This is a genomic window from Actinoallomurus vinaceus, from assembly GCF_039542055.1.
Lineage (GTDB): Bacteria > Actinomycetota > Actinomycetes > Streptosporangiales > Streptosporangiaceae > Actinoallomurus > Actinoallomurus vinaceus.
Window position 1 is genome coordinate 358,346 of sequence record NZ_BAABHK010000005.1, and the last position, 18,349, is coordinate 376,694.

General features: G+C 67.2%; 18 protein-coding genes. 11 read left to right on the plus strand and 7 right to left on the minus strand.

Annotated features, from left to right (window positions below):
- Window positions 1-5 precede the first annotated feature (5 nt).
- From katG to ABEA24_RS20345, 3 genes are all read left to right on the plus strand, one after another.
- Window positions 6-2,237: a catalase/peroxidase HPI gene (katG, locus tag ABEA24_RS20335; RefSeq protein ID WP_345432519.1), complete on the plus strand. Its 2,232-nt coding sequence runs from the start codon at window positions 6-8 to the stop codon at window positions 2,235-2,237.
- Between the two features lie 1,069 nt (window positions 2,238-3,306).
- Window positions 3,307-4,158 carry a hypothetical protein gene (locus ABEA24_RS20340; RefSeq protein WP_345432520.1) on the plus strand — a complete coding sequence of 284 codons (852 nt, stop codon included), beginning with the start codon at window positions 3,307-3,309 and terminating at the stop codon, window positions 4,156-4,158.
- A gap of 404 nt (window positions 4,159-4,562) precedes the next feature.
- Window positions 4,563-5,384: an alpha/beta fold hydrolase gene (locus ABEA24_RS20345; RefSeq protein WP_345432521.1), complete on the plus strand. Its 822-nt coding sequence runs from the start codon at window positions 4,563-4,565 to the stop codon at window positions 5,382-5,384.
- Window positions 5,385-7,283: 1,899 nt separating this feature from the next.
- Here ABEA24_RS20345 and ABEA24_RS20350 read toward each other — a convergent pair.
- Entirely contained in the window at window positions 7,284-7,877 is a 594-nt protein-coding gene (locus ABEA24_RS20350) for a hypothetical protein (protein WP_345432522.1), read from the minus strand.
- 86 nt (window positions 7,878-7,963) lie between these two features.
- Between ABEA24_RS20350 and ABEA24_RS20355 the strand changes: the two genes are divergently transcribed.
- Window positions 7,964-8,152, plus strand: a complete 189-nt coding sequence (locus ABEA24_RS20355) for a hypothetical protein (RefSeq protein ID WP_345432523.1) — start codon at window positions 7,964-7,966, stop codon at window positions 8,150-8,152.
- A 106-nt stretch (window positions 8,153-8,258) separates the two neighbouring features.
- On the opposite strand, the gene ABEA24_RS20360 is transcribed toward ABEA24_RS20355, so the two are convergent.
- Complete coding sequence (locus tag ABEA24_RS20360; RefSeq protein WP_345432524.1) at window positions 8,259-8,777, minus strand: winged helix-turn-helix transcriptional regulator; 519 nt, start codon at window positions 8,775-8,777, stop codon at window positions 8,259-8,261.
- Window positions 8,778-8,855: 78 nt separating this feature from the next.
- Between ABEA24_RS20360 and ABEA24_RS20365 the strand changes: the two genes are divergently transcribed.
- Complete coding sequence (locus ABEA24_RS20365; protein WP_345432525.1) at window positions 8,856-9,608, plus strand: class I SAM-dependent methyltransferase; 753 nt, start codon at window positions 8,856-8,858, stop codon at window positions 9,606-9,608.
- Between the two features lie 9 nt (window positions 9,609-9,617).
- Here ABEA24_RS20365 and ABEA24_RS20370 read toward each other — a convergent pair whose 3' ends face one another.
- Entirely contained in the window at window positions 9,618-10,706 is a 1,089-nt protein-coding gene (locus ABEA24_RS20370) for a WD40 repeat domain-containing protein (protein WP_345432526.1), read from the minus strand.
- A 317-nt stretch (window positions 10,707-11,023) separates the two neighbouring features.
- Between ABEA24_RS20370 and ABEA24_RS20375 the strand changes: the two genes are divergently transcribed.
- The 6 genes from ABEA24_RS20375 (at window position 11,024) to ABEA24_RS20400 (ending at window position 15,372) form a co-directional block, all read left to right on the plus strand.
- Window positions 11,024-11,386 (plus strand): DUF2089 domain-containing protein, encoded by a 363-nt coding sequence (locus tag ABEA24_RS20375; protein WP_345432527.1) that lies wholly within the window; start codon window positions 11,024-11,026, stop codon window positions 11,384-11,386.
- A 91-nt stretch (window positions 11,387-11,477) separates the two neighbouring features.
- A complete protein-coding gene (locus ABEA24_RS20380) occupies window positions 11,478-11,909 on the plus strand; it encodes an SHOCT-like domain-containing protein (RefSeq protein ID WP_345432528.1) in 432 nt (143 codons plus the stop codon).
- A 31-nt stretch (window positions 11,910-11,940) separates the two neighbouring features.
- Complete coding sequence (locus tag ABEA24_RS20385; RefSeq protein WP_345432529.1) at window positions 11,941-12,744, plus strand: ABC transporter ATP-binding protein; 804 nt, start codon at window positions 11,941-11,943, stop codon at window positions 12,742-12,744.
- Window positions 12,741-13,502: an ABC transporter permease gene (locus ABEA24_RS20390; protein WP_345432530.1), complete on the plus strand. Its 762-nt coding sequence runs from the start codon at window positions 12,741-12,743 to the stop codon at window positions 13,500-13,502. The genes ABEA24_RS20385 and ABEA24_RS20390 overlap by 4 nt, the downstream gene beginning before the upstream one ends.
- 74 nt (window positions 13,503-13,576) lie before the next feature.
- Entirely contained in the window at window positions 13,577-14,161 is a 585-nt protein-coding gene (locus tag ABEA24_RS20395; protein ID WP_345432531.1) for a DUF1707 SHOCT-like domain-containing protein, read from the plus strand.
- Between the two features lie 158 nt (window positions 14,162-14,319).
- A complete protein-coding gene (locus ABEA24_RS20400) occupies window positions 14,320-15,372 on the plus strand; it encodes a uroporphyrinogen decarboxylase/cobalamine-independent methonine synthase family protein (protein WP_345432532.1) in 1,053 nt (350 codons plus the stop codon).
- 53 nt (window positions 15,373-15,425) lie between these two features.
- On the opposite strand, the gene ABEA24_RS20405 is transcribed toward ABEA24_RS20400, so the two are convergent.
- From ABEA24_RS20405 to ABEA24_RS20420, 4 genes are all read right to left on the minus strand, one after another.
- Window positions 15,426-16,328 (minus strand): TIGR03619 family F420-dependent LLM class oxidoreductase, encoded by a 903-nt coding sequence (locus ABEA24_RS20405; protein WP_345432533.1) that lies wholly within the window; start codon window positions 16,326-16,328, stop codon window positions 15,426-15,428.
- 163 nt (window positions 16,329-16,491) lie between these two features.
- Window positions 16,492-17,298, minus strand: a complete 807-nt coding sequence (locus ABEA24_RS20410) for an alpha/beta fold hydrolase (RefSeq protein ID WP_345432534.1) — start codon at window positions 17,296-17,298, stop codon at window positions 16,492-16,494.
- A 259-nt stretch (window positions 17,299-17,557) separates the two neighbouring features.
- The gene (locus tag ABEA24_RS20415) at window positions 17,558-17,899 is read right to left on the minus strand and encodes a hypothetical protein (RefSeq protein ID WP_345432535.1); all 342 of its coding nucleotides are present in this window, start codon (window positions 17,897-17,899) and stop codon (window positions 17,558-17,560) included.
- 17 nt (window positions 17,900-17,916) lie between these two features.
- Complete coding sequence (locus ABEA24_RS20420; RefSeq protein ID WP_345432536.1) at window positions 17,917-18,219, minus strand: hypothetical protein; 303 nt, start codon at window positions 18,217-18,219, stop codon at window positions 17,917-17,919.
- Between the last annotated feature and the right edge of the window lie 130 nt (window positions 18,220-18,349).

The following is an 18,349-nucleotide window of genomic DNA, read 5'->3' on the forward strand; positions in this document are numbered from 1 at the left end:
TTCCCATGACCGAGAACCATGACCCGATCGTCACAGAGTCGGCGACGGAGGAGGCCGGAGGCGGCTGTCCGGTCGCGCACGGGCGCGCCCCGCACCCGACTCAGGGCGGCGGTAACCGCCAGTGGTGGCCGGAGCGGCTCAACCTGAAGATCCTTGCCAAGAACCCGGCCGTGGCCAACCCCCTCGGCGAGAAGTTCGACTACGCCGAGGCGTTCAAGAGCCTCGACCTTCCGGCCGTGAAGCGGGACATCGCCGAGGTGCTGACCACCTCACAGGACTGGTGGCCGGCGGACTTCGGTCACTACGGCCCGCTCATCATCCGGATGGCGTGGCACAGCGCGGGCACCTACCGGATCAGCGACGGCCGCGGCGGCGCCGGGGCGGGCCAGCAGCGCTTCGCCCCCCTCAACAGCTGGCCGGACAACGCGAACCTCGACAAGGCGCGCCGCCTCCTGTGGCCGGTCAAGAAGAAGTACGGCCAGAACATCTCGTGGGCCGACCTGATGATCCTCGCCGGCAACGTCGCTCTGGAGTCGATGGGCTTCAAGACCTTCGGCTTCGGCGGCGGTCGTGCGGACGTCTGGGAGGCCGAGGAGGACGTCTACTGGGGTCCCGAGACCACCTGGCTCGACGACGAGCGCTACACCGGCGACCGGGAGCTGGAGAACCCGCTGGGCGCCGTCCAGATGGGCCTGATCTACGTCAACCCGGAGGGCCCGAACGGCAACCCGGACCCGCTCGCCGCGGCCCGCGACATCCGTGAGACGTTCCGCCGGATGGCGATGAACGACGAGGAGACGGTCGCCCTGATCGCGGGCGGTCACACCTTCGGCAAGACCCACGGCGCGGGCCCGGCCGACAACGTCGGCGCCGACCCCGAGGCCGCCCCGATCGAGGAGCAGGGCCTGGGCTGGAAGAACTCCTTCGGCACCGGCAAGGGCGGGGACGCGATCACCAGCGGTCTCGAGGTCACGTGGACGCCCACCCCGATCAAGTGGGACAACACCTTCTTCGAGACGCTGTTCGGCTACGAGTGGGAGCTGACCCAGAGCCCCGCCGGCGCGAACCAGTGGACGGCGAAGGACGGCGCCGGCGCGGGCACCATTCCCGACGCCCACGACTCGTCGAAGAGCCACGCGCCGACGATGCTCACGACCGACCTCGCGCTCCGGTTCGACCCGGTCTACGAGCAGATCTCGCGGCGCTTCCTGGAGAACCCCGACGAGCTCGCGGACGCCTTCGCCCGGGCGTGGTTCAAGCTGACCCACCGCGACATGGGCCCGGTCGTGCGCTACCTCGGCCCGGAGGTTCCGGCCGAGACGCTGCTGTGGCAGGACCCGCTCCCGCCGGTGACGCACGAGCTCGTCGACGCCGAGGACATCGCCTCTCTCAAGGCGAAGATCCTCGCCTCGGGCCTGACGGTGTCCCAGCTCGTGTCCACCGCGTGGGCGTCGGCCTCCTCCTTCCGCGGCAGCGACAAGCGCGGCGGCGCCAACGGCGCCCGCATCCGCCTTCAGCCGCAGGCCGGGTGGGAGGTCAACGACCCCGACCAGCTGGCGACGGTGCTGAGCGCCCTGGCGAACATCCAGGAGACCTTCAACGCCGCCCAGACCGGCGGCAAGCAGGTCTCGCTCGCCGACCTGATCGTGCTCGCCGGCGGCGCGGGCGTCGAGAAGGCCGCCAAGGACGCCGGCGTCGAGATCGAGGTCCCCTTCACGCCGGGCCGCGCTGACGCGTCGCAGGAGCAGACCGACACGGAGTCGTTCGCCGCGCTCGAGCCGACCGCCGACGGGTTCCGTAACTACCTCGGGAAGGGCAACCGGCTCCCGGCCGAGTACCTGCTGCTCGACAAGGCGAACCTGCTGACCCTGAGCGCCCCCGAGCTGACGGTCCTCGTCGGTGGCCTCCGCGTCCTCGGCGCGAACTACCAGCAGTCGTCGCTCGGCGTGTTCACCGCGAACCCCGGCACCCTGACCAACGACTTCTTCGTCAACCTGCTCGACCTGGGCACGACGTGGAAGTCGACGTCCGAGGACGCGACCACGTTCGAGGGCCGCGACGCCACGGGCGAGGTCAAGTGGACCGGCAGCCGCGCCGACCTCGTCTTCGGGTCGAACTCCGAGCTGCGCGCGCTCGCGGAGGTCTACGCGAGCGACGACGCCAAGGAGAAGTTCGTGACGGACTTCGTCGCGGCGTGGGACAAGGTGATGAACCTCGACCGGTTCGACCTCGTCTGATCCCGTCTGATCAGAACGTCCAGGCCGGCCCGCACGGGCCGGCCTGGACGTTCTCATTTCCGTGAACAGTGCTCGTCAGCCCTGAAACCACTACTGACCTGCATCGCAGTATCGCCAGCACGTGCTGGGGCGGACTGATCTTACGGTCCAGCGATGCCTCGGCACCGTACAGGAGCGCCGCGCCCTGCTCGTCGCGATAGCGCTGGTCACGGCATGCCCGCGAGGTTTCCAGTCACGGGGCGACGGATATCTTCCCACCAGCATCTGATGTGTCCGGTCGCGTGGTGGGGGGCCATGGATCTCTGGCAGCAGGGTGTGTTCAGCGGCGTGGTGGCGGCGCTCCTTCCGGTCGCCTCGTTGGCTGCTGCGTGCGGGGCGGATCGCGACCTGCGAACCGCTTCCGCTGTGGCCCCCGGCTGCACGTCCCCTCCGACGGTCACGCCGCTCGGCTGCATCAGCAAGGTCGCCGAGACACGCCTCACCGAGTCGCAGGTACGGGCGATCCGCAAGGCCTGCCGCGACGCGGCCGAGATCCCGCAGGTGGGCACCGACGATTGCGGGAGAAAGCTTCGGGGGGTGCCCTGGCACCACCAGCGGTGCAGGCTTCAGGACCTGTGCGCAAAGGCGCTCAAGGTCTCCTCTGGCGCCGCCCCCGTGGCTGGATACATCGAAATCATCGACTCTCGGCCGCCCGGCGAGTCACTGTGCAAACCCAGCATGTGCCTGCACGTCGGCGTGCCCACACCGGATGTGCTCAACCAGATCATCGGACCGGCGCCGCGTACCACCTCACCCACGGGATCGGTTGGACCAAAGGAGTCGCCGACAGCGTCACCGACGCTGCAGACCTCACATCCAGGGCCGACGGTGACCACCTCCGGGCACGGTACAGGAGGACCCGGACCAGGAGGACCCCCACCAGGAGGACCCGGACCAGGAGGACCTCCACCAGGAGGACCTCCACCAGGAGGACCTCCACCAGGAGGACCCCCACCAGGAGGACCAACTGGGTGAACAGAGGCTTGCGACGAGAGCGGCCGACCCGCCAGGCGGCTGGGAGCCCGGCCCGTTGCTTGATTTCGTTGTCCGGCTGCTGGTGCCCGCCGGTGTTCTGACCGCGCTGGTGTACTACTTCGGGTACACGCGCGCGAAGGCGCAGTACGAGTACTTCGGCGTGGACCTCGGCAGTATCGGGTTCTCGACGAAGGACTACCTCGTGCGAGCCGCAGGGCCGCTGTTCACCCCGCTGGCAGCGGTGCTGGTCGCCGGGGTCTTCGTGCTCATCGCGCACCACGTGCTCGTATTTGTGCTTGACCGCCTGTCCCTGCGGTGGCGGCGCGTCATCTGGGGTGTCCTGGCCGGCGGCGCGTTCGTCACACTCATCGTCGGTGCGATCGGCCTGTATAACGTGCACTGGCCGATCACTGGTCCGCTTTTTTCACCTGTGGCCCTCGGGGCAGGCGCACTGCTGCTTGAGTACGCCACCGAGAACGCGCTGATCCGCGGGGCGGTGCCGGACGGGCTCGCGGCGGTCCTTGCCTCAACCCGTGCCCTGCGCCGTGGCCTGCTCGTCGCGGTCGCACTGGTCGCGGCCTTCTGGGCAACGGCCGGCGTCGCGGATCGGCAGGGCCGGTCCCATGCGCGGGCGATCGAAGTGTCGCTGATCACTCAGCCGCAGGCGATCGTGTACAGCCGTGAGCGCCTGCGGATCGAGGGGCGGCGCGGTGTCCAAATGAGCCGGCTCGGCGGCAGCACGGACTCGGCATACGCCTTCCGCTACGACGGCCTGCGCACCCTCTTGCACACGCCGGGCCGCTGGTTCCTGCTCCCGACGGACTGGACGCCTGACAACCGACAACCGGTCATCCTGCTGCCGGACTCCCGCAACGACATCAGGGTGGAAGTGGCACCGCCCTCCTAAGCTGTTGTTGTCCCACCCGTGAGGGAAGCGGGCCAGGCCATAGTGTGCGGTGGAGTGCCCCACCGGACGAACGACGTTTGCCGCTGGGCGCCATTCCGCGCATGTTCCGCAGCCTCGTCGCACCGGTCCGGAGTGCTTACCCGCGGGTGCGGTGAGACGTGGTGACAGACGGAATCGCGTGGGTGAGTGCTCCCGTTCGCGGGGAGGCAGGGGGCTGCGAAGCCCGCGCTTCACTCTCGATCGACACGGCGACTCCGCCCGCACCCTGCGCGCAGCCTGATGACGGCGAGTCCTCGTGTGGTTCTTCTCGTACGCTCGCGCACAGCTCCCAATAACCCTTTGTCTCGAATCCCTCCAGGTGCTTAGTTGTGGGCCGTCCTCGTTCCTTAGCACTTGGAGACCCTGTGAGCACACCCCAGTACACCCCGCATGGGCTCGTCTACGAACGCGCCGGTTGCAGCGGCGACGCCCCGATCGTCCTCATCCACGCTGGCGTAGCCGACCGGACCATGTGGGATGCCCAATGGGAGGCCCTCACGGCCAAGTTCGACGTCGTTCGCTTCGACCTTCGCGGCTTTGGCGAGTCCAGTAGGCCACCCCGTGGTCGCTGGTCACATACCGAGGATGTCCTGTCCGCGTTGGGCTATCTCGACATCAGTCGGTGTCACCTCGTGGGAGCCTCGTTCGGTGCCGGGGTCGCGACCGAGGTCGCCCTACTCAAACCGGGGCTGGCTCTGTCCCTGCTGCTCTGCCCGCCAGGCGGGAGTTTGTTGGCGGAGTTGACCGAGGACCTCAAGGACTTCTTCGAAGCGGAGAAGAGCGCCCTGGCCGCTGGCGATCTCGACGCAGCGGTGGAGGCCAACATCACCGCATGGGTGGTCGGCCGCGACCGAGAGCCGTCCGATGTGGCATCCAGCGTTCAGGATCACGTACGCCGTATGCAGCGGCGCGCGTTCGAAGTTGCAGAGTTCTTGGGCGAAACCGGCGAAGCCGAGTTCGACCCACCAGCACTCGAACGCCTGCCTGACCTCACCGTTCCGGTGCTCGTCCTCGTCGGAGGGCACGACCTCGATACCACTCGTGACTCCGCCGAGCGGGTCTGCCAAGCGCTCCCTGACGTCCGCCGTGTCGACTGGCCCGACGTTGCCCACCTGCCCCCTTTGGAGCGACCCGAGGATTTCCTCACACTTCTGCTGGAGTGGGTGGCTCAACATCCGAGCCGATAGGGCACTCAAGCAGCCCAGTTGATCATTTATGGCAGCCGGTCGCGCAATGCCGTTGGAACTTGTTGCAGGAGGTCAGGGCCGGTTTTTGCTGATCAACTACGGCAACGGCGGACGCCCGATGATCAAGGCATGCGTTCCTTGGGAAGGCTTTTCCCTTTGGGGCTCTGACTAGCGCTAAGTCAGTCACGGCCGGAGGCATAGCCGCACTGTGGGCGGAACGAGCGTGCAAGCTGAGTTGCCCCGACGTCACAGGGATCTCTTCGGCGTGAAAGTGATCAAAGTGCCACACCGCGGGCGTGCGCAGGCTGCGACCGGCACCGGATAGGTCAGCGACGTTCAAGGGCTAGGCGGCCTCTTAGGCGGCCCGGTCGGTCGTGTACTGGCCACGGTGCGCTGCTCGTGTGAAGCCACTGACGGGTGTATGCAGTTCAACGTGACGAGGAAGCCGTGGCAACGCTTCTATGGATTGACCGCCGCGCACCTGGATGGTTGCCGTATCAGGGACTCGCCCGGGAGATTGCGACGGGCCTTCGACGCCAGGAGCCACCATCGCGGATCCGAGGTCTTCGACAGTTCGTCGAGACTATCGGCTTGTAGCCCGGAGCCGTTCATGCCGTCGAATATAAGTGTCGTGGTTATGGCGTGGAAAAGAGTTCAAGTTTTTCACAGTGATAAGATAGGTGGCATGCTTCGAACTGGAGTTACGGAAAATAAGGCAGTTTCCAGGCCGATGCGGCGATTCTTTCGGGAACTTCAGAGAAAACGGAATATAAGCGCCGAAGACGTTGCCAAGAATTATGCCCGATATTTTTGCCCTATAGCGAATTTCGGGCCCGCGAAGCACGAGAAGAAAGTATCAAGATCCCGCTATCACGTCAGCCTGGCGACGAGTGACATGAGCTTCGCGCAATTGACCAAGCGTACAACTCTAATATCGGATACGCTTTTGCTTTCACATAATCGACGGGGACAGTTTCGTGGGATTGGCCGTTATCAAACACCTCCAATAGGTTTGCAGGAGCAGGTCGGCCCAGGTATGGAGGACATTATTGGTCCTCCATATCCGGAGTTTGGGATCTACTGTGATGATCTCTCAAACTTGGGACAGTGGATCCTAGATACTAAGCCTCTTCTGCGGGCAGGCCTCGTTTGGTATCTTCCAAGCTTTGCGGTGAGCGATAAGGGCACGGTCGATGACATTCGTGGTTCTAAGATCCTGGGAGAGGGGCACGAGAGTGTCGATTATATAATCCGTGACGGCAGAGCCATAGACGCCTCTGGGGCCTCACCCTTTAAGAAACAGGCTCGTTCGGCCGATTCTTCAGATCGATCTCCCGTTCCTTGATGGGATTAGCCTCGAGCGTTTCAGTCAGATCACGGTCGATGAGTTCAATTCATATGTCAGCTTTCGTGACTATCTTCGTACGTCGCTTCTGGATATGGATGATGCGCTCGATGCTGTCCAATCGGAGATTGAGCTAGCTAAGATCGGTTTGCATATATCCGACCATGTGCGATCAATGGCGGCGGACATGAGAAAAGTGCAGAAAAGGCGTGCGGTAGCCATCACTGGTGCGAGCGTTGGAACCGTCGCGGCGATCCTGACTGCGGTGTACGGGCCCGCGCTGAAAGACGCTCTCGCGATAGTTGGAGCGACGGGGGGCGCAGGCTTGTGGTCAGTAATTCAGCACCTTGCCGAGGACAATCGAGGCTCCTTTAAAGAGAACACCTGGTATTACGTATGGACTCTTCAGCGGAGAGCCGAACGGCTTTAGCGGTGATAGTCATCGTTCCCCGGAACGCCTGCAGTGGGGTCATGGTGACGGTAGATCGCCATGAGGCGAGCCCGAGATCGTGATCTTTACGGAGAGTGCCTGCCCGTAACGTCGAGCAGCTCGGTCATGCCTCTGTCCCGCTCGGCGGGCGGGCCAGCAGGGCCTTGGTGCGCAGGAACAGGTCCTCATCCTTCATTCGCACGGACTTTGACGTCAGGTCATCGACGAGGCGGCGGAGCAGCTTCAACCATTCACCAGTGAGGACGGCCGTCTCGACGGTGAGCCTGCTGCGCTCGTTGAGCAGGAACTCATAGTTGCCCACGACGGTATCCCAGTGGGAGTCGATGACCAGCTCGTCCTTCTCCTTCCGGATCCACCATTGGGCGAAGAAATCGGAGGAGCCAGTGGACACGTAGGCGTCAGCGAAATTCGCGGTCTGGATATCCTCCAGCAGCTGGACGATGTCATACACGAAGACATAGACGTCTGTGTGGTAGTTCACCGCTATCGGGATTCGGTTCCAGGAGAGGATCATGTAATCCGTGTCGACGGGATACAGGAGCGGAATTGCCTCGTACATGTTCTCCGCGATCTCATCGACGTCCAGGAGCGTGGGAGATCCGGGTTGAATCCAGAACATCGTCGTTCGCTCGTCTATCGGCGGGAAGAGCCGCGCGGTCGTGTCCGGGCGGATCTTCGGGATGGGCTTGAGTATCAACCGTACTGGTAGGCCAGTCGAAGATCGTGAGCTCTGTGGGAGCAGCAGGACGTGCAACGCGAGCAGCCGTCCGGTGATCTTGATGTGTGACGATCAACGACCGTGGGGCGGCTGCCGCCGCCATCGTAGAGGCTACGGCGGCCAGCGGGTATCTCGATGATCTGATGGCCGGCCACGTGCAAAGCAGCAAGGATCTGGTGTTCTGCACCAGAACCGGGACGGCGCTCGGAGCGATTGCGATGAACGAGATCTTCCCGGCGGATTCCGGGCCGTAGTCATCCAGTTAGACACTCACTCCCCGTCTCCGAGCACGGAGACGGGGCGTTTGGGCTGATCAGAGAGGTGGACAGGGGCGAGGTCGAACCGCCGACCTTCCGCTTTTCAGGCGGAGGAGGCGTCGGCCTCGCGGGCGGCCATGAGCGGGCCGAGCACGCGCGTGCCGGGGCCGACCCGCCCGCCCGGTCCCGGAAGCTGAGTCGTGTTGTGCACGGTGAGCGGCTCGCCGCAGTGCGCGCACGCGGCCACGGCATGGGTGTCGTGGCCGCAGTCGAGGTGGTGGATGCGGGCCGGCGGCCCGGCGGGCTCGGCGTACCAGCGGTCACCCCACTCCATCAGGGCGAGCAGTACGGGGTACAGCTCCTCGCCCTTGCGCGTCGCGCGGTAGTCGTCGCGCGGCGGGCGCTCCTGGTAACGCTCGCGGACGAGGACGCCCTCCTCGACGAGCCGGGTCAGCCGGGCTGCGAGCACCTTCCGCGAGATGCCCAGGTCGCGGGCGATGTCGTCGAAACGGGTCACACCAGTGATGACGTCACGCATGATCAGCGCCGTCCAGGCGTCACCGAACAGGTCGGTCGCGCGCGCGATCGAGCAGGCCACGTCGGCGAGTCGGGTTCGGGTCACGCTGCGAATGTACCCCGAGTTCCCTCAGGAAACGCACGCTGTTAGATTCCCTTAGGGAACTCACTGGGGAGGCGCAGCATGGCGGCACCGCACATCGAACTGGACTCGCCCGACGCGATCGACGGACGCCACATCCGGGCGGTCGCCTTTCAGCAGGTGCGCGTGGAGTACGTGCGAAGTGTCCTAGCGCGGGACGGTGCCCCACCGCCCGGGGGCAGGGCGCTGGTCGTCGGAAGCGGTCGCGGCGACCTGGCCGCCGCGCTCGACGGGCTCGGCCTCGACGTCACCGCCGTCGACCCCTCACCCTCCGCGACGGCGCTGGCGCGGCGGCGGCACGGCGACGGGATTCTCTACGAGACGGCCACGGCCGAGGACCTCGGCCACGCGGACGGATCGTTCGACCTCGCCTATTACGCCGACACGTTCGAGATCACGCCGGACCTGGACCGCGTCGTCGGGCACGCGGCGCGGGTCCTGCGACCCGGCGGTGTGCTGATGTACGACACGGTCACGCGGACGCTCGTCTCCCGGCTCATCTACCTGGGCGCCTTCCAGGCCGTACCGCAGACCCGCATCATGCCGCGCGGCCGGTACGCCGCGGCGCGCCTGCGCCCACCGGCCGAGGTGGCCCGCGTGCTCGAGCGCCACGGCCTGCGCGACGAGGACGTCTGCGGTTTCAGACCGACCCGCCCGCGCGACCTCGTCACCGCCGTGCTCGCCCGCCGGCGCGGCCGCATCACCGACGACGACATCGCCGAGGCGTGCCCCTTCGTCCTCGACCCGGACCACCGCCCGGTCGTCACCTACCTGGGGTACGCCCGCAAACCGTAGGCCGGTGGATCACCACGCGGCGCCCGGTGCGTCGCCCTTGCCCTGCCGCTTCCCGGCCGGAACGGCGAACGACGCCGTACGCCCGGTGGCGAGGTCGACCCGGTGGATGCGCCAGCCCTGGGTGTACAACGCGAACCGGCCGGAACCGTCCAGGGTCAGGCCGCCGAGGCCGTCGGCGGCGCTTCGCAGGCGCGCGAGCGTCTGAGCGGGTCCGCCGTCCAGGGACCGTCGTTCGATGCGCGACCCGGTGAAGACGATCACCGCTCGGTCGTCCGGGGTGACCACTGCGTCGAACGCGTCAGGGAGGTTCGCGACCGGCCGCAACGCCGGCGCCAGTTCGGTGTCGGGGCGCGTCGTGTCCAGCGTCTTGAGCGTTTGCCCTGTCCACAGCCAGAGGCTGCGCCCGTCCTTCGCCCAGCTCAGATCGGTGATGTGAGTCCCGTGACCGGCCCAGGTGTGTCCGACATGCGTGACGATGTCCACTACGACGAGGCCCCCAGTGGCCATCGACGTGAAGGCGAGTCGCCGGCCGTCCGGGCTCAGCGCGCCCACGAGTTCGCCGTCGGGCGAGTGCGGGCCGGCCGCTGGCATCGGCGCCAAGACCTTGCGGGCGGTCCCCGGCCGGCCCTGGTCGTCCAGGCGCACGGTGTAAAAGGTGAAACCGGCGCCCGGTCCGGTCGTGCCGCCGATGACGAAGGTCCGGTCGTCCGGGGCCGCGGCGACCACCGACCAGGAGGAGAAGACGCCCGGCGGTGTCGTGATCGTGTGCAGGACCCGCCCGGTCTCCGCGTCGAGTACGACGGCATGCGCGGGAATGTAGGAGGTCGCGTCCTTGGCGCTCGGCGGGTCGAACACCGCCACCGGTGCCGTGGCCGCGACGATGAACTTCGGCGTTCCCGGCGGCCGCAGGGCCGGGTAAACGGACAGGCGCGGTATCGGCAGCGGGCGCTGTGTCGCCACCGGCGTCGCCGCCTCGGAACGCGCCGGTGGTACCGCCCGCTTGGTGTGCCCACCGCTGCAGCCGGTGAGCGCCAACGCCGCGACGATCACGGATGACACCGAGAGCCGCGCCGCCCGACCGTGTGGATTCGACGTCATCGTCTTTCCCGCCTCCCCGCGCCGGCGGACGCCTCACTCGCCCCGAGATTGGATCATCGTCTGTCGCCGAGCGGTGCCGCAAGGGCGACCGGTCCGAATGATCCCGCTTCCGCCGACCGTAAATGGGCCTGCCGCGACCCGGCGGACAGCGGCACCGGCAGGGCGCGGCGGGCTTGCCGGCGGGTGAGGGCGTCGGGGCCTGATGGTTAGATTGTTGAAGATCAAATTAAGAAAATCAAGATCTAGTCGTTGATAACTCAAGAAAGTTCAGGTACAACTGAACGGCGGGCATGTCGCCGAGAGTGAGGGGATCGAGGGTGGACTGGCAGGAGCTGACGGACCTGACGCACGGACGGGCGTTCGTGGTCGAGCGGGTTCGCCTCGCCGGTAGCGGTGTTGTGGTCGAGGGTCGGTTCGAGCCGCCGCAGCTGGCTCAGCTCAGTGTCGATGATCAGGTGTTCGTTGCCGCGTTCGTGCGGTCGCACGGTTCGATCAAGGAGATGGAGCGGGTCTTTGGAGTGAGCTACCCGACGGTCAAGTCCCGGTTGAACCGGATCGCTGAGCGCCTCGATTTCGTCGACATCGACCCGGCGCCCACCGGCGCCGATGTCGTTGACCGCCTGCGGCGGGGGGAGATCAGCGTCCAGGAGGCGCTGGTCGAGCTGGAGAAGTCCCGGTGATCCCGCACCTGGTCACGGTGCGCCATCGCCTTCGAACAGGGGCGGGCGGCCGTGCTGATCAGCGTCAGATGAGTCAGAGAAGAGAGCAGCGATGAACGAGCAGCGTCGCCAGATCCTGCAGATGCTGGCCGAGGGCAAGATCACCGCGGACGAGGCCGAGCGGCTGATCGATGCCCTCGATCGACAACAGCCCGAGTCGCCGCCGGGAGCCGCACCCCGTCCGAAACCCCGGCCCAAGTACCTGCGCGTGGTGATGAGCTGGGCGGACGACTCCGGCGGCGACGGGCCAGGCCGGATCAACGTCCGGGTCCCGCTACAGCTGCTGCGCGCCGAGGTCCGGCTCGCGAGCCTCATCCCTCCGCAGGCACTCACCCGGGCCAACGCGGCGCTGGAGAAGTCAGGGGTACCGATCGACCTCACCCGGCTCAAGCCGCAGCAACTCGAGGAGCTCATCGAGCACCTCGACGACCTCACCGTCGACGTCGACGACCCCGACACCAAGATTCAGGTGTTCTGCGAATGACACCGCCACGGGCTGACGCAGGGAGATCCCGATGACGACACAGGCGATCCACGTGCAGGGTCTTGAGAAGTCCTACAAGGAGCTGCGCGTGCTGCGCGGCGTGGACTTCGACGTGGCGCGGGGCAGCATCTTCGCCCTGCTCGGCTCCAACGGCGCCGGCAAGACCACGGTCGTGAGGATCCTGTCCACGCTGCTCAAGTCCGACGCGGGGACGGCCACCGTCGACGGCTTCGACGTCGCCACGCAACCGGCGGACGTGCGGGAGTCCATCAGCCTCACCGGGCAGTTCGCGGCCGTGGACGAAACCCTCACCGGCCGAGAGAACCTGGTGCTGATGGCCCGGTTGCGGCGCGTGAAGGGCCCCGGCCAGGTCGCCGATGACCTTCTGGCCCGCTTCCAGCTCACCGACGCGGCGGGGCGGAGGGTGTCGACGTATTCCGGAGGCATGCGCCGCCGCCTGGACATCGCCATGAGCCTCATCGGGAATCCACCGGTGATCTTCCTGGACGAACCGACCACCGGGCTCGACCCACAGGCCCGCGTCGAAGTGTGGAACAGCGTCAAAGAGCTCGCCGGGCAGGGCACGACCGTGCTGCTCACCACGCAGTATCTGGACGAGGCCGAACACCTCGCCGACCGGATCGCGATCCTCCACCAGGGGCGGATCATCGCCAACGGCACCCTCGACCAGCTGAGACAGCTCCTCCCACCCGCCAAGGTCGAGTACGTCGAGAAGCAGCCGACCCTCGAAGACGTCTTCCTCGCCATCATCGGCAACGACGACACCGGCGCGGACGACCCGACCACGGCACGGACCGCGAAGGAACAACGATGACCATGCGTTTCTTCGGCGACACCGCCCTGTTGACGGGCCGAACCATGCGCCACATCACCCGCAGCCTGGACACCATCCTCACGGTCGCGATCACGCCGATCGCCCTCATGCTGCTGTTCGTTTACGTCTTCGGCGGCGCGATCCGCACCGGGTCGCACCACTATGTGAACTACCTGCTGCCCGGAATCCTGCTGATCACGATCGGGATGGGCATCTCCTACACCTCACTCCGGCTCTTCACCGACCTGCAAAGCGGAATCTTCGAGCGATTCCAGTCCATGCCGATCGCACGCTCGAGTGTGCTGTGGGCACACGTGCTGACCTCGGTGGTCTCCAACCTGATCTCGCTCGCGCTGGTCCTGCTCGTCGCCCTCCTCATGGGATTCCGCTCAGGCGCGGGAGTCTCGGCCTGGCTTGCCATCGCCGGAATCCTCGTCGTGTTCACCCTGGCCTTGACCTGGCTCGCCGTCATCGTCGGCCTCACCGCCAAGACCCCGGACGGCGCGGGCGCCTTCGCCTACCCGATCACCTTCCTGCCATTCATCAGCTCGGCATTCGTGCCCACCCACACCATGCCCGGCGCCGTGCGCGCCTTCGCCGACAACCAACCGGTGACATCCATCGTCAACACGGTCCGCGACCTGTTCGCACAACAGCCGGTCCACACCGACATCTGGACCGCCCTCGCCTGGTGCCTCGGCATCCTCATCGTCGCGTACGCCCTCGCCATGGCCACCTACCACCGCAAAATCGCCTAGGTGCCCTCTCTCCTTAGACCGATCAGTCAGCAATTTCGGTGGCGGTGCCACCACGTCGCCGCCGAGGAGGCCGGATGTCGGCAGATCCGTCCAGCTCACCCGCGCTGCGCGCGTCCGACGCGGACCGCGACCGGGTCATCGAACTGCTGCGCGCCGCCCTCGCCGACGGCCGGCTCGACCCGGTCGAGTTCGACGAGCGGCTGGACACGGCGCTGGCGGCCCGCACCATCGACGCGCTGTCCCCACTCACCGCCGATCTGATCGCGGTGCCAGGCGGCGGCGCGCTCACGCTGCCCCTGGCTGGGGCCGAACTGATCACCATCAAGGAGAAGCACGGCACGGTGCGCCGTGACGGCCGGTGGACGCTGCCGCACCGGCTGGCGCTGCGTACTGCGTGGTGCGACGTGATGCTGGACCTGACCAGCGCGGTGCGCAGCGGGCCCGAGCTGGTCATCGAGCTGCGGGTGAGCGGCGGCAACGTGGAGTTGGTCCTCGCGCCGGGCATGGTGGTGGACGCCAACGAACTGTCGGTGCGGCACAGCGCGCTGGCGATCAGCAGGGACGCGGGCGACAACACGCCGGAGACGCTGCACGTCCGCTTGGCAGGCCGCATACGGCACGGCCGGATCGACACCCGGTGGGAGGCGCCGCGCCGGTGACGCGGCAGGGCCCGGATACCGCGGCATCCCGCCCCTGACATCTCGCGCGTGGTGCGGGCGCGCGCTTCATGACGGCTTCGTCACGGACAGGCCGTCACGGCGGCGTGATCGCACGCGATTCCCGACGAAATTGGAGCGCTCCATGCAAAAGTAACGCCATGTCCCGCCCTATGCACTTTGTCGGCAGTCTGCCGCCGGACCTGTGCGGCTCACCGCGCCAGGCCATGCAGTGGATCGTCGGTCAGTCCGACGGCCATCGGCAGACCACCCTGCCCTGCGACATCGATCCCAACTGGATCGTCGCCTACCTGCGGAACCTCGCCGAGCGGCCGGCGTTCGAGATCAAACGGCCGGGGGAGTACGCCGACTACGACGACATGCGCACGTACGGCGTGCGCCGCGGCCACGAACTGCGGCCCGCCGACGTGTCGATGAACCGCGAGGACCGGCTCCGAGAGATCCTGGAGCAGTTCCGCGCGCTGCGCGCCGAGCGTCCCGAACTCGCCGACGTCCGGCTGCAGTTCGGCATCCCCAACCCTCTCGACCTGGCGATCTTCGTCTTCAACGGTCGCCCGTGGTGGTCCCTGCGATACCTGCCGGTGTTCGCCCAAGCGGCCGTGGACGACGTCACCGCGCTGACCGCCGAAGCCGGACAGGACGTCGTGTGGCAGCTGGAGACGCCCGCCGTACTGATCGGCATGGACATGGCCAAGCGGCTGCCGGGAGGCCGGTCCCTCGCCGCACGGCTGCTGGCCCGCCAGGTCGCGGCCCTGCTCACCCGCTTCCCGACGGACGCGGAGGTGATCCTGCACCTGTGCTACGGCAACCACCGGAACACCGAGCTGGTCGCTCCCCGGGACCTCGGGCCGGCCGTCGAGTACCTCAACCTCCTCGCCGCCGGACTCCGCAGCCGCGGCCGGCCGCTGCCGCCGGTCCACCTCCCGGCCGCGTACGGTGCGAACCCCGCGCCCCGGACCGAGGAGTTCTACCGCCCGCTGCGACGGCTCGACCGCGAGTGGAGGATCATCGCGGGCATCGCGTCCGCGACCGACCCCGCAGGCGGCGTCGAGAGCCTGAGGCTCCTTGAGGCCGCCGCCGACCGCGAGGCGTACGCCGTCGCCACGGCCTGCGGCCTTGGCCGGCACACCGTGGAACAGGCCGAGCGAGCGGTCGAGGCGATGGCCGCCGCGGCCGGTGCCGACCCGCGCTGACAGCCGACGGCCCGGGTGCCGCGACTCACGACGGTGCCCGGGCCGGCAACTCCTTACAGTGCCTGGGTCAGCAGCTCTTCCATCACCGCGAGCTGCGCGTCCGGATGCGTCCGCATCGCCCAGATCACGTGCGCGGCGCCGAGCGACCGGACCCGGGGCAGGTCCTCCAGAACCTGATCCACCGATCCGGTCAGCGGCGCCCGCTCGTCGAGCGGCTTGGCGGTGACGGACCCGTTGACCCGCACGACGACCGGCAACGACGCCGGGTCGCGCCCGGCCTGCTCGGCCGCCCGCCGGAAGCCGGTGACCGTCTCGTCGAGCTGCTCCCAGGACATGACGACCGGGTTCAGCCCGAGCCCCAGCCGCGCGGCGCGCGCCACCGCGGCCGGGGCGACGGCACCGGCGAGCAGCGGCGGCCCGCCCGGCCGTACGGGCTTTGGACCGATCTGGGACTCGGGGATCTCGTAGAACTCCCCGTCGAACCGCACCGGATCCGGCCCCCAGACCGCCCGCATCGCAGCGACGTGCTCCGCGAACCGCGCACCGCGCCGCTCCGGCGGCACACCGGCGACGGCGAACTCCTGTCGCATCCACCCCTGCCCGAGCCCGACGACCAGCCGCCCGCCACTGAGCACGTCGAGGGTCGCCAGCCGCCGGGCCAGCACGACCGGGCTGTGCAACGGGGCAGGGATCACACTGGTCCCGAGCCGGATCCCGCTCGTCCGCCCCGCGAGGTAGCTGAGCGTCTCCAGAGGGTCGTAGACGGTGGCGTACGCCTTCGGCAGCGGCGCCGGCGGCGCGAACCCGCCGTACGAGACCGGCTCCACGACGCGCAGCAGCCGCTCGAACGTCCACACCGCCCCGAGCCCGATCCGCTCGGCCTCTTCCGCGAACCGGACGATCGTCCCAGGCGACGCCACCGGTCCGTACGAGGGAAGGTTGAGCCCGAAGTCCACGCGCGCCCCCTTCGCCTTCCGAAAGAGATCGCTCCTGACGACGAACCTACCCGCCCGGAGCCGGGTAGCCGTCGGAGTTCGTCGATCAGTTCGGCCGCACGGATGACGGCAGCGAGGGCGTCGATGCCCGTAGCGGAGAGTGGACGAGGTGTTCCGGATGAAATCAGGCCGGCGGGAGGAACTCGTCGATCAGTTGGTTGATCAGTTGCGGGTCCTCCAGGGCGGCGAGGTGGGCGACCTCTTTCAGGGCCAGGAATGTGGATCCGGGGATCGCGTCGGCCATGGCGCGGGTCTCGGCGACGGGGAAGGTCGCGTCCTCGTCTCCAGCGATGACCAGGACGGGGGCGGTGATCGTGGTGAGCAGGGCGAGTTGGTCTGGGCGGGCCGGCACGACGCTCTTGACCGCCCAGGATGCCGAGGAGATGTCGACGTGCCGCAGTGATTCACGGACGGTCGCCACGACTGCGGGCCGGGTTCGGAGCGTGGTGGGGCCAAGGAATGCGCTGAGGGTCGTCCGGGTCAGGGGTGGCCGGATGCCGCCTAGAACTTTGGCCATGCGGAGCAGGAGGGCGTATTCGATCTTTTGCTGTCGGCGGGCCGCTGAGCCGGTGCAGTTCATCAGGACGGCGCTGCTGATCCTGTCGGGGTGGCGGGCGGCGAAGGTGGCGCCGATCATCCCGCCCCAGGAGTTGCCGATGAAGTGTGTGGTGGTGATCTGGAGGTGGTCGAGGATCTCTGTGATGCAGCGGACGTTGTCGTCGAAGCCGAACATCGAAGTGAGCCGCTGGCTACGGCCGTGACCCGGTGGATCAACCAGGACCACCCGGTACCGGTCGGCGAAGTAGGCCGCCTGGGCGGCCCACATGTCGGAGGTCATGAGCAGGCTCGGCCAGAACAACATCGCTGGGCCCTCACCGCCGACTCGCACGTGGATCCGGCCGAGAACGGTCTCGACCTCATGGTCGATCACGCGCAACACCCCCCTCGCAGAAAACTTGGCGACCAACAACACCACAGAACCCGTCTCACCCCCAATTCCGATGGCGTACGACGACTGGACCTGTGGCCGGTGAGGTGCGGTTGGGGCTGGACCGCGCTGAGGAGCGGGCGCGGCGCTGCTCGAAGAGCAGGGTTTCGGTGACGTGCCCCAGCGAGGCGTCGTTATCTGTCCTGGCGGGGCTGGGTGCTCGTATGTCGCGCGGTACATCCCGGCAGCGCATGACGGGACGTCATTCCAGCAGGTAGGCGCGGAGCTGTTCGGCGGTCATACGGTCGAAGTGGGAAAGGGCGATGCCGAGGAACCGCAGTTGGTCCAGATCCGCCGTCGCCACGTAGACAGGGCCGTCGCCGTGCCACTCCCATAGCGGGATGCCGTTGAGATTCGAGGTCGGCGACCAGCCCGGAGGCGCGGGAAGGTCCGCGGGGATCCGCTGAGCGAATTTCAGGCTCATGCTCGCCGCGGCCGGATACTTGCGGATGAGGAAGTCGAGTTGGAGCAACTCGGTGGACGAGGACGGCGGTTTCTCCGTCAATGAGTCGATCGACTTCCGAAGCCGTGAGAGCGAGTGCATGAGCTCTTCTTCGGGCGTCATCGCCGAGGTACCTGAATGGAGACGACGTTCTTGATCGCCGCCACGAGTTCGTCGACTTCGTCCGGTGTGAGGATCCGCGTCATGTCGCGGAGGTGAGTGATCGGCCTGCCCCAGGACCACAGCCACCGAAGCGTGCCGTTCTCATCCAGCTGGCAGGTGACCTGCTCGGACAGGCGGTGATCGTCGGCGATGACCCACACCGTCCCGCCGTACTGCTCCGCGTCGAGGCCGGCTACCCGGCAGGCCTGGGTCAGCCACTTCGCGTAGGCGCATATCTTTTCGGTCGTCTGATACTCCACGGCAGCTTTCCTTCCTTGAATGGTGCCCTCAGGATTCCCTTGACCATTTATGATCGGAGCGCCTTCAAGTGCTTGTCACGGCAAGGCAACGACGTGGCGGCGCAGGGTAATGCGCGCTATGGTCCGGCGA